Below are 13,370 nucleotides of genomic sequence, written 5' to 3' on the forward strand. Positions count from 1 at the left end.
ATAATATACTTATGTTAACGAAGAAACAATATCGCGTCATCAACAAGTTTTTCCTTAGGATTCTAAAATCAATTTAGAATTGGTTTATTACGGAGAACTCCAAACAAAATAACAATCACGCAAAGAACCAAAACAAGAATTACAATTAACTAACCAACAAATAAATACTAAAATTAATGGATATCATTGACGTATCGATCATCGTAGCCTATATTCTGCTTTCAGTCGGAATAGGAATTTGGATTTCAAGAAAAGCATCAAAAGGATTAGATGATTATTTCCTTGGCGGAAAAACAATCAAATGGTATTTTTTAGGTTTAAGTAACGGATCAGGAATGTTCGACGTTTCAGGAACTTCCTGGATGATTGGTGTCCTGTTTTTATATGGAGTAAAAAGTTTTATGTTTATGTGGCTCTGGCCAATTTGGAATCAAATCTTCGTGATGATGTTCCTCGCTGTCTGGATCAGAAGATCAAAAGTAATGACAGGTTCTGAATGGATTTTAACCCGTTTTGGAAACGACAAAGCCGGAAAAGCATCCCATATTATTGTAGCCATTTTTGCCATCATTTCAACCATTGGTTTTATTGCTTACTTCTTTGAAGGAATCGGGAAATTCATCACCATTATTCTTCCCTGGGATTTAACGCTTCAGTATGGAGATTTAATTCTATTGACATCAGAACGATCTTACGCTTTAATAATCATCTTTTTAACGACAATCTACACTGTTAAAGGTGGAATGTTTTCTGTTGTGGCAACAGAAGTGGTGCAATATTTAATTATGATTATTGCCAGTGTTTTGATCGCGGGTTATGCCTTTGTAAATTATACTGATATTCAGATTAACTCCGTAATTAGCGAAGAATGGAAAAATGTCTTCTTCGGATGGCAGTTTGAAACCCAATGGAGCGAAAAGTTTCAGACTTTCAATAATTTAATTGATTCTGAAGGCTATAAAATGTTTGGTGCTTTTATCGGAATGACCTTATTCAAAGGTTTCTTCGCTAGTATTGCCGGACCAACCCCAAGTTATGATTTACAAAGAATTTTGTCTACAAAATCAGTAAAAGAAGCTGCATATATGAGTGGTTTTACGAATTTAATTCTGTTCATCCCAAGATATTTATTAATCACAGGAATTGTGGTAATTGCTTTGATAAACCTGGCACCAGAGCTAAATGCAAACACAGGTTTAACCGGGGCCGATTTAGAATTATTAATGCCAAAAGTGGTTAACTTATATCTGCCTGTTGGAATAAAAGGACTTTTACTTGCTGGTTTATTGGCCGCATTTATGTCTGGATTCTCTGCTTTTGTAAATGCAGGACCCGCTTATATTGTAAATGATATTTATAAAAAATACTTCAAGCCAGTCGCAACCAATGCACACTATATCAAAGTGAGTCAGATTTCTTCTTTCGTGGTTGTTGGTTTAGGGGTTTTCATGGGATTCTTTGCAGATTCCATTAATTCCCTGACCTTATGGATTACGAGTGCCTTATACGGAGGTTATGTTGCTGCCAATTTTCTAAAATGGATTTGGTGGCGTTTTAACGGCTGGGGTTACTTCTGGGGAATGTTTGCAGGTTTGATTGTGGCTTCTTTCCAATTTGTCTTAGGGCAATATAAAGGAACTTTTACAGAAGGGTCATTTTTATTTGATTTGGCTGCCGTACAGGCGATTTATTTGTTTCCGGTAATATTTGGTTTCTCTATTTTAGGCTGCCTTTTAGGAACATTTTTAAGCAAACCAACAGACATGGATGTTCTAAGATCTTTCTACACCAATGTTAGACCTTGGGGATGGTGGAGTCCGGTTTATAAAACATTAAAATTAGAAGATCAGACTTTCGAAAAGAATAATGATTTCTGGAAAGATATGCTGAATTGTGTTATCGGAATTGTGTGGCAATCGAGTATGATTTTGCTTCCGATTTTCTTCGTGATCAGAGATTATCCAAAGGCGATTATAGCATTAGTAGTGTTTTTAGTGACAACAACCATTTTGAAATTTACTTGGTTGGATAAAGTTCGCAGAATTGAAGATTAGATAAATTAGATAATTAGATAATTGAAAATAGCAAATAGAAAAAATTAAACACATAGAAACATAGGTTTTAAATGTGTAAAAAGAATACAAAAAGAAACTAGTTTCTAACACATAGCAATGTTTCTTAATGCAAGTGAAACGCCTTTTAAGCATTTCTGGTAGCTATGTTTCTATGTGTTTAAATAACAAGCAACAACAAACAACAAACAATAAAAAAGATGAGTACTATTCCTTGGCAAGACAGACCCGAAAACAGTAACGATGTAATGTGGAGATATTCACAAAATCCCATTATAGATAGATATGCTATACCATCATCAAACAGTATTTTTAACAGTGCGGTTGTTTCTTTTGGAGATGGCTTTGCAGGTGTTTTCAGATGCGATAATAAAGCCGTTCAAATGAATATTTTTGCTGGTTTCAGTAAAAACGGAATCGATTGGGACATTAATCACGAACCAATTGTAATGCAGTCCGGAAATACGGAAATGATTGAATCGGCATACAAATATGATCCTCGCGTGGTTTTTATCGAAGATCGTTACTGGATTACCTGGTGTAATGGTTACAACGGACCAACAATCGGAATTGGATATACTTTTGATTTCAAAGAGTTTTTTCAATGCGAAAATGCCTTTTTGCCTTTCAACAGAAATGGTGTTTTGTTTCCGCAGAAAATAAATGGAAAATACGCGATGTTAAGCCGTCCGAGTGATAACGGTCATACGCCTTTTGGAGATATCTGGATCAGTTACAGCCCGGATATGAAATATTGGGGAGAACACCGTTTGGTAATGAAACCAAGTCCGTTTGAAGACAGCGCCTGGCAATGTACAAAAGTAGGAGCAGGACCAATCCCGATTCTTACTAACGAAGGCTGGTTAATGATTTATCACGGAGTTATCAATACCTGCAACGGTTTTCGTTATGCAATGGGATCGGCACTTTTGGATGTCAATTCTCCGGATAAAGTAAAATACAGAACACAGCCTTATTTATTAGGGCCAGCGGAACTTTATGAAATGGTTGGAGATGTACCAAATGTGGTATTTCCTTGTGCTGCTTTGCATGATACAGAAGAAGATAAATTAGCTGTTTATTATGGTGCTGCCGATACAGTTGTGGCAATGGCATTTGGTAAATTGAGTGAAGTGGTTCAGTTTACAAAAGATAACAGTTTATAGAAAAAATATGCTTTTAAAATCTAAATGTTTAGCAGTTGCTTTAGGTATTCTTTCAATAAGTGGCTATTCACAATCGAAAAAAACTGTTGTGCCAAAAACGTATGTGGCTGCTAAAACTTCAACTCCAATTGTAATTGATGGAGAGGAAAAGGATGCTTCGTGGAATAATGTAGAATGGACTGCTCTTTTTGAAGATATATCAAATGATATAAAACCAAAATATGCAACCAAAATAAAAATGCTTTGGGACGAAACCAACTTTTACATACTGGCAAAAATGGAGGAACCACACGTTTGGGCCAATTTAAAACAACGTGATACTATTATTTTTTATAACAATGATTTCGAAGTTTTCATAGATCCCGACAGCGATACTTTTAACTATTATGAATTAGAAATTAATGCTTTAAATACAGCTTGGGATCTATTTTTAACAAAACCGTACAGAGAAGATGATAAAGTAGTTTTAAACGACTGGAATATTCCGGGTTTAAAATCGGCTGTAAAAATCAACGGAACTTTAAACAACCCAAACGATACCGATGAAGGCTGGGTGTTGGAAATGGCTATTCCGTGGGCCTCTTATAAAACATCTTATTTCGATCAGAATGTTCCTGTAGATAAATTCTGGAGAGTTAATTTCTCAAGAGTAAACTGGCAGCATGATATTAAAAATGGAAATTACGAACGCAAGAAAGATGCTGGCGGAAAATTTCTTCCCGAATACAATTGGGTTTGGTCGCCAATGGGCGTCATCAACATGCATGAGCCCGAAAAATGGGGTTATGTTTATTTTTCTTCCAAAGAAGGAAAAGACAGTTTTGCAATTCCGCAGGATGAAAAAGTAAAATGGGAATTGTACACACTTTACCGGGCACAGAAAGAGTATTACAGCAAGCATAAAACATGGGCTAAATCGGTAACAGATCTTACTAAAAAAACGATTACTGTTGAGGGAAAAGTTCTAAAACCAGTACTTGAAAATCATGCGTCCGGATTTAATATTTCAGTAAAAAGTCCATTTTCGAATAAAACCTTAATTATAGAAGAAGATGGCAAAATAATATCAAAATAAACCACTATGAAACTACCAAAACTATTACTTTTTTTATTTGCACTAACTATTTTTTCGTGTACTAAAAAAGAAGAACAAACCACTTTTAAATTTGGAGTCTGGACAACCGCAGACACTAAAAAATCTGACGCAGATTATACAAAAGAATTCAAAAAATACAAAGATGGCGGAATTGATGAAGTATTGATAAATACAGGAACAGATCCAAAACTTTTAACGAGAATAGCACCTTTAGCAGCAAAAGAAGGTTTAAAAGTACACGCCTGGATTATGGCCATGAACAGACCCGGAGATTCAATTGCTTTGCAGCATCCTGATTGGTATCAGGTAAGTAAAGAAGGAAAATCTTGTTTTGATAACCGTCCGTACGTAGATTATTATCAATGGTTATGTCCAACCAGAAAAGAATCAAGAGAACACGTTTTGCATTTAGTTGAAGAACTGGCTAAAGTAGAAGGCATTGAAAGCGTCCACTTAGATTACATTCGTTTCCCGGACATCTTTTTACCAATCAGTTTATTGCCAAAATACAACTTGGTTCAGGACATAGAATTACCTCAATTCGACTTTTGTTATTGTGATGAATGTGTGAAAGCGTTTGAAAAAATCCATCATAAAAACCCAAAAACAAGCCACAATACTTCTATCGATATGGAGTGGAAAAACTTCAGACTTAATGCGATACAAGCTGTCGTTAATGACGCTTACAAAATTGTACACAAACACAACAAAAAACTAACAGCAGCAGTTTTTCCTTATCCTGAAATGGCAGATCATATGGTGCGCCAACGTTGGGATAAATGGGATATTGATGAAGTGTACCCAATGATTTATCATAGTTTTTATAATGAAGAAATTGACTGGGTTGGTTACGCAACAAAACAAGGCGTAGCCGATTTACAAGGAAAACAAACAAAAATAAATACAGGAATTTATATTCCCGGATTGAAAAATGATGCAGAATTAAAAGAAGCCATTTTACTAGCAAAAGAAAATGGAGCCGTTGGAGTTTCCTTTTTTGATGGCGGAGCTTTATCTGAAAGTAATTTAAAAACAATTAAAGAAACAAAAGCAAGTTTAAATAATTAGTGGTTTTTATCAAATCCGGATGTCTGCAATTTTTGGTTAGTGTAGATATTCGGATTTTGATCAAAAGTAACTTTATATATTTGCAGGAACCATGATAGTAATTGTGGTTCTGTTTGTTTTAAGATAGTGTGTGTGTTTATTTCATAAGAAAGAATGCTTTATTATTTTTCTAATGAAATAAAATTTTAGAATTTATACGAGTAAAAATCAAATAATGAAAAAAACTGTATTCATCGCCGCAATTATAATTTCTTCTATATTTTCTGTCCAGGCGCAGGAAAGTATTCCTTTCTGGCAAAATGAAAAAATCAATGAAGATAATAGAGAGCCGATGCACACGGCCTATTATGTTTTTGAGAATGAAAAATCAGCAGCCAATAACGACTGGAAATCATCAAAAAACTATTTGGATATAAACGGAGCGTGGAAATTTAAATATGTTGACAGCCCTGCAGATCTTCCGGCGGCATTTGAAAAAAGTAACTTTAACGATACTTCCTGGGATAATTTTAAAATTCCGGCAAGCTGGGATGTAAATGGTTATGGATTTCCCGTTTATACTAATACAACTTACGATTTTGCAAAATACATAAAAGTAAATCCGCCTTTTGTTCCCACAAATTATAATCCAACCGGAGTTTACAGACGCGAAATAACAATCGATAAATCATGGGAAGGAAAAGATATTTTTCTTCATATTGGTACGGCAAAATCAAATCTTACAGTTTGGGTAAATGGTGTTTATGTGGGGTATGGCGAAGACGGAAAATTGCCTTCTGAATTTAATCTGAACAAATATGTAAAAGCAGGTAAAAATACGATCGTTTTAAAAGTGATGAAATGGAGTGATGGTTCGTATTTGGAATGTCAGGATTTCTGGAGATTTAGCGGTATTACCCGAGATTCTTATTTGGTTGCCCGAAATAAAACACATTTAAAAGATTACGAAATCGTTCCGGATTTAGATGCTTCTTATGTAAATGGAAGTTTAAAAATTTCCACTGAATTTTCAGCTGTAAATAAAAAAGACAATTATACATTGGAAGTTAAATTGAAAGACGGAGATAAAGTCATTACCTCAAAAGTCATTACCACTTTAAGCGAAAAACAAACGTTCGATTTTGCTGTAAATAATCCGAAGAAATGGAGTGCTGAAATTCCGAATTTATATCAGGTTGATTTTATTTTAAAAGATAAAAAAGGAAATATTGTTGAAGTTATTCATCAAAATATTGGTTTTAGAAAAGTAGAAATCAAAGGCGGACAGCTTTTGGTTAACGGAAAAGCGATTTACATAAAAGGAGTGAATCGTCATGAAACCGATCCTGTTACGGGACAAACGGTTTCAAGAGAGCGTATGGAAGAAGATATTAAATTGATGAAAGAATTTAATATCAATGCAGTTAGAATGGCACACTATCCAAACGATGAGTATTTTTATGAATTATGTGATAAATATGGAATCTATGTGGTTGATGAAGCCAATATCGAGTCACACGGAATGGGGTATGATCTTACCAAAACGTTAGGAAATAAACCAGATTGGGAGCTGGCACACTTACAGCGTATGCAACGTATGGTGGAGCGGGATAAAAACCACACTTCGATAATTATCTGGAGTATGGGGAACGAAGCGGGTAATGGTTATAATTTTTACAGAGGTTATTTATGGATTAAAAATCGTGACAAATCAAGACCAATTCAGTACGAAAGAGCAACTGCCGGAGCGTGGGATGGAAAAGATCTGAAATACGAATGGAATTCTGATATCATAGATCCAATGTATAGTTCTCCGGATAAAATGGAAGAATATATATTGGCAAATCCAAATCCGTCAAGACCTTATATTTTGTGTGAATACGCGCATGCGATGGGAAATTCAATGGGGAATTTCAAAGATTATTGGGATATTATCCGAAAGTATCCAAATTTACAAGGAGGTTTTATTTGGGATATGATTGATCAGTCGGTTTATAAAACACAGCCAGACGGAACAGTGGTTTTAGCTTATGGAGGTGATTTTGGACCTAAAGATACCCCAAGTGATAATAACTTTTTAGACAATGGTGTTTTCAGCCCGGAAAGAAAACCAAATCCACATGCTTTTGAAATGCGAAATGTGTATCAAAATATTTTGACTTCCTGGGAAAATAAAGAGACCGGAACTATAAAAGTTTATAATGAATTTTCATTTAAAGATTTAAGTAATGTAAGTTTGCATTGGAAGTTAATTTTGGATGGAAAAGAGGCTGAAAGTGGTGTTATTGATAATTTAGAAATAAAATCTAACGAATCAAAATCGTATAAATTACCAGTTAATTTAGATGGAAAACAGTTTCAGGAAGCTTTTATCAATGTGACGTATCATATAAAACAGGACGAACCGTTTTTGCCAAAAGATTTTCAGATTGCAACAGGACAATTGGCATTTAAAGGAAGCTGGAAAAACGATATTAAAATCGAAGGTGCTTCAAAAATAACGGTAGAGAAAAAAGAAAACAGTACCGTATTTAAAAGTGATAAAATGGAAATTGCTTTTGATAAAAAAACCGGATTTGTAAATGGCTATTCGTTTAATAATCTGCCAATTATAAAAGAAGGCTATCAATTGCGTCCTAATTTTTGGAGAGCGCCAAACGATAATGATTTTGGGGCCTATCTTCAGGAAAAATTGAAATCATGGAAAGACGCTACTGAAAATCCGATACTTGTAAGCTGGTCTTACACCACATCCAAAGACAATAAAATTAGTGTTATAGCAACATATGATTTGCCTCAGGTTGTTTCAAAATTAGTTTTGAATTACGAACTTAGCGGCAACGGAGAATTAAGGGTGAAAGAGGAAATCAATATTGATAAAACAAAAGAACAGCCCATGTTGCCAAGATTTGGTATGGAAATAATTGTTCCGAAAGATTTTAGCAATATGAGTTATTACGGAAGAGGACCCCATGAAAATTATATCGACCGTAATTACAGTTCGCAAGTTGGTCTTTATAATCAAACGGTTTCAGAGCAATATTATCCTTATATTCGCCCGCAGGAAACCGGAAATAAAACAGATATTCGTTGGCTTGAATTATCAAACGATAAATTGAAATTAACGGTAAAATCAGATAATTTATTAGCTATAACAGCTTTGCATTATTTGAATGAAGATTTAGATGACGGATTGAAAAAAGATCAAAGACACGCAGCCGAATTAAAAGAAAGAGATTTAACCAGTTTAAAGATTGATTACAAACAAATGGGAGTAGGAGGTATCGACAGCTGGCAAGCGTGGCCAATGGAAAAATACCTTTTGAAAGACAAAAATTATCAGTATCAATTTAAAATTACACCATCTTTAAAATAATAATATGGGAACATTAAAACCATTATTTGTCTTAATCTTCTTAACCGTTTTAACTGCGGGTTACAGTCAAAAAGTCTACACGGAAAAAGACATTAAAATTATTCCGAAACCAACGCAGTTAGTAATTAGCAAAGGTGTATTTGAATTTTCTAAAAGCACAAAATTTATAGCTGTTACTGATTTTCAAAAGGAAATTTCAAATGCTCTTATAAACAAGTTTGAAAAAGCAGGAGGATTTCGTCCTGAATTATCGACTGCGATTCCAAATAGCAATTATGTACAATTTAAAGTAGATGAAACTTTAGAAAAAGAAGCATATGTACTAGATGTAAATTCTAAAATCATTACCATTACAGCCAAAGGACAGGCAGGTTTTATTTACGGATTAGAGAGCATTCGACAATTGCTTCCGGTGGTTATCGAAAGTAAAAATGTGATAGCGAAGCAAAAATGGCAAATTCCAAATCTGGTTATCAATGATAAACCTCGTTTTCAATGGAGAGGTTTAATGTTGGACTTATCCCGTCATTTCTTCGATAAAAATTATATTTTGGCTACAATCGATCGTTTAGCCATGCATAAAATGAATGTTTTGCATTTACATTTAGTGGACGATCAGGGATGGAGAATTGAAATTAAAAAATATCCAAAATTAACCGAAGTTGGAGCCTGGAGAGTCGATCAGGAGAATTTATCATGGAATGCAAGACTTGCTGTAAATCCAGATGAAAAAGGAACTTATGGAGGCTTTTTAACTCAGGAAGAATTAAAAGAAATTGTAAAATATGCAGCATCAAAAAATGTAGAAATTATTCCTGAAATCGAAATGCCGGCACATGTAAGCAGTGCCATTGCTGCGTATCCGGAACTAGCTTGTTTTGATCAGCGTATTGGAGTTCCTTCAGGAGGATTATGGCCTATTACCGATATTTATTGTGCAGGGAAAGAAACAACATTTGAATTTTTGCAGAATGTAATAGACGAAGTAATTACCATTTTTCCTTCAAAATATATTCATATTGGAGGCGATGAAGCGACTAAAACCAATTGGGGAAAATGTCCGCATTGCCAAAAAAGAATGCAGGAAAATGGTTTGAAAAATACCCATGAACTGCAAAGCTATTTTGTAAAAAGAATGGAGAAATACATCAATTCTAAAGGCAAAAAGCTAATTGGCTGGGATGAAATATTAGAAGGCGGTCTCGCTCCGGACGCCACTGTAATGAGCTGGAGAGGAACTAAAGGAGGTATTGAAGCAGCAGAACAAGGCCATGATGTTATTATGACACCGGAATCACCTTGTTATTTTAATTTTTATCAGGGCCCTCAAAATGAAGAACCTTTAGCTTTTGATGCTTATAATCCATTAAATAAAGTTTACGAATTTGACCCGGTTGTACCAACTATGACACCACAACAGGCCAGTCATGTTTTAGGCGGACAAGCGAACTTATGGGCAGAATTTCTTTCCAGTCCAAGTGCTTCAGAATATATGATTTTCCCTAGATTGGCTGCTTTATCTGAGGTTTTATGGAGTCCTAAAGAAAGTCGAAACTGGAATGATTTCACCACAAGATTATCTTCATTATTTCAGCGTTACAATTATTTAGGGATCAATTATGCAAAAAGTGCTTATTTAGTAACAGCTTCTTCAAGCGCAGATTTGGTTCATAAACAAATTAATGTTACACTAAAAAATGAATTTCCAAATCCGGATATTCGCTATGTTTTAGGTAATAAACCTTTAGATCAACAGGCTTTAAAATATACCAACCCAATTCCGTTTAACGAAACAACGATTCTAAAAGCATCATTATTTCAGAATGACAAACCCGTAGGAAAAACATTTACGGATACGATCGTATTTCATAAAGGAGTTGGACATAAAGTCAGTTACCTTACGCCATACAACAGCAATTACAAAGGTGATGGACCTTTTGGAATGGTAAATACAATTCGTGGTTCTAAAAACTTTCATGATGGACAATGGCAGGCCTGGTTAGTCAATGACATGGAAATTGTAATTGATCTTGAAAAACAAGAAAGCATACAGCAGGTATCGGTTGGAACACTGGAAAGTCAGGGAGCCGGAATAAATTTTCCGACACAAATAAAAGTGTTGGTTTCAAACGATAGCATCAATTATAAAGAAGTTGGAAAAGTGAATCGTACTTATGCAGCAAATCCAATTTCAGAATTAAAGGATTTTAAAATTGATTTTCAAAAACAAAATGCGAGATTTGTAAAAATAATTGCAGTTAACTTAAGAAAGAGTCCAAAGGGCGATAGTTCATGGTTATTTGTAGATGAAATAGTAGTGAATTAAAATAGCTGAAGTAATAATAGCTAAAAAAGAAATGAGAAATACGACAATCCAAACAGCATGTTTTTTTTACATGCTGTTTTTTAGCATAAGTATTTTTGGGCAACAACCCGCAGATCTTGTGAATCCGTTTATAGGGACTTCAAATTATGGAGCTACATCTCCGGGACCAATCGCACCAAGAGGAATGGCAAGTATTAGCCCGTTTAATGTTGCAGGATCTAAAAACCGACCTTTAGAAAAAGACAGTCAATGGTTGTCAAATCCTTATGTAAATGAAAATACCTTTTTGACCGGATTTAGCCAGGTGAATTTAAGTGGTGTAGGCTGTCCTGATTTGGGTGTGCTTTTACTAATGCCAACGACTGGAGCAGTTGAAACCAATCATATGAAATATGGTTCTACTTATTCGAATGAAGTGGCCAAAACGGCTTATTATAGCGTAAATATTGATAAATATAAAGTTAAGGGAGAATTTACGGCTTCGAAAAGAGTAGGAGTAAGCAAATTCACTTTTCCAAAAGGACAATCTAATATTTTATTAAATCTTGGTTTAGGATTGACAAATGAAGAGGGAGCAATGGTAAAAGTGGTTTCTTCAACAGAAATAGAAGGAATGCGTACTGTTGGTTCGTTTTGTTATAACAGTCCTGAAGAAGCTTATCCTGTTTATTTTGTAGCTAAATTTTCAAAACCGGCGAACCACTATGGAGTCTGGAAAAAGACGCCAAAATATGAAGGTGTAGAAGCGCAGTGGATGGGGTACAATGGTAAAACCCGAATGATGAAAAATACCATTAAAACAGTAGTTGGAGATAGTATCGGAACTTATTTTACCTATGAATTTGATAAAAAAGAAACGGTTGAAGTTAAAATTGGAGTTTCGTATGTTAGCATTGAAAATGCCCGTGAGAATTTAGAAAAAGAAACCGGAGGAAAATCATTCGACACTGTTTATAAAGAAACCTATGACGAATGGAACAAGGAACTTTCTAAAATTTTGGTCGAAGGTGGCTCCTATCAGGATAAAGTTATTTTTTACACGGCATTGTATCACACTTTAATTCATCCTAACACTTTAAATGATATTAATGGAGAATATCCCCGAATAAAAAGAACAAAGATTGGAAAAACTACAGATACGCGTTATACGGTATTTTCTTTGTGGGATACCTATCGAAACATGCATCCGTTAACGTCTTTAGTGTATCCTAAACAGCAGTCCGATATGATAAAAAGCATGTTGGAAATGTATGATGAAAACGGTTGGTTACCAAAATGGGAATTAAATTCAACCGAGACATTCACCATGGTTGGAGATCCCGCAAGTATAGTTATAGTAGACGCTTGCTTAAAAGGAATTCAGGATTTTGATATTTACAAAGCCTACCATGCCATGTTGAAAGGTGCAGACCAAATTGAAGATAACCCGTTGCGCCCCGGGCTCAAAGAATATCTCGACAAAGGATATTTATCAACCAATTACCCTGGACCTGTTTCTACAACGTTAGAATATAATACTTCAGATTATGCGATTTCACTTTTAGCGAAAGCTTTAGGTGAGAAAGAAGATTTTAAGCGTTTTAGTAAACGTTCCTTATCGTACCGAAAATTATACGACAAAGATTTAAAATTACTTCGACCAAGAACGGCGAATGACAAATGGTATGAACCTTTTGATCCTGAAGCAGGAGCTAATTTTCAGGCTAATGTTGGCTTTATTGAAGGGAATGCCTGGCAGTATGCTTTTATGATACCGCATGATATCAGGGGATTGATAAAATTAATGGGAGGCGACAAACCTTTTTCTGATCAGTTGCAAAAAGTTTTTGACATTAAACAATTTGATATGGCAAACGAGCCGGATATTGCTTATCCTTATTTATTCAATTACATAAAAGGTGAGGAATGGAAGAGTCAGGATATGGTAAAGAAATTAGTGAGAGAATATTTCAAGAATGAACCAAAAGGATTACCCGGAAATGACGATACAGGAACGATGTCGGCCTGGCTGGTGTATTCTATGATGGGATTCTATCCAATATCGCCTGGAGATCCAATTTACACCATTACAACGCCAATGTTTGATAAAGTAACGATTCAATTAGATCCAAGATATTATAAGAAAGAAAATATCGTAATTGAACGGGAAAGCAATACAGAAGGAAAAATTAAGGAAATTCAATTAAATGGAAAAGCCCTGAATAGTTTCTTTATTTCACATGATGATTTTGTAAACGGAACAACGCTGAAAGTGATTCAGGAATAAAGAGTAAAGAATAAAGAATAA

Annotated in this window: 7 protein-coding genes; all 7 read left to right on the plus strand. The window is 34.8% G+C overall.

The features are described 5' to 3' along the window. Positions 1-176 precede the first annotated feature (176 nt). Positions 177-2,054: a sodium:solute symporter family protein gene (locus ASC72_RS17085; RefSeq protein ID WP_056193357.1), complete on the plus strand. Its 1,878-nt coding sequence runs from the start codon at positions 177-179 to the stop codon at positions 2,052-2,054. A gap of 218 nt (positions 2,055-2,272) precedes the next feature. Beyond that, positions 2,273-3,238, plus strand: a complete 966-nt coding sequence (locus ASC72_RS17090) for a glycoside hydrolase family 130 protein (RefSeq protein WP_056193360.1) — start codon at positions 2,273-2,275, stop codon at positions 3,236-3,238. A gap of 7 nt (positions 3,239-3,245) precedes the next feature. Further along, complete coding sequence (locus ASC72_RS17095) at positions 3,246-4,313, plus strand: carbohydrate-binding family 9-like protein (protein ID WP_056193364.1); 1,068 nt, start codon at positions 3,246-3,248, stop codon at positions 4,311-4,313. 6 nt (positions 4,314-4,319) lie between these two features. Then, positions 4,320-5,402 carry a putative glycoside hydrolase gene (locus tag ASC72_RS17100; RefSeq protein ID WP_056193366.1) on the plus strand — a complete coding sequence of 361 codons (1,083 nt, stop codon included), beginning with the start codon at positions 4,320-4,322 and terminating at the stop codon, positions 5,400-5,402. Positions 5,403-5,616: 214 nt separating this feature from the next. After that, positions 5,617-8,757: a glycoside hydrolase family 2 TIM barrel-domain containing protein gene (locus tag ASC72_RS17105; RefSeq protein ID WP_056193369.1), complete on the plus strand. Its 3,141-nt coding sequence runs from the start codon at positions 5,617-5,619 to the stop codon at positions 8,755-8,757. Positions 8,758-8,761: 4 nt separating this feature from the next. After that, positions 8,762-11,083, plus strand: a complete 2,322-nt coding sequence (locus tag ASC72_RS17110; RefSeq protein WP_056193372.1) for a beta-N-acetylhexosaminidase — start codon at positions 8,762-8,764, stop codon at positions 11,081-11,083. A 31-nt stretch (positions 11,084-11,114) separates the two neighbouring features. Next, a complete protein-coding gene (locus tag ASC72_RS17115) occupies positions 11,115-13,349 on the plus strand; it encodes a GH92 family glycosyl hydrolase (protein WP_056193375.1) in 2,235 nt (744 codons plus the stop codon). The last annotated feature ends 21 nt before the right edge of the window (positions 13,350-13,370 follow it).

The organism is Flavobacterium sp. Root420 (genome assembly GCF_001427905.1).
GTDB lineage: Bacteria > Bacteroidota > Bacteroidia > Flavobacteriales > Flavobacteriaceae > Flavobacterium.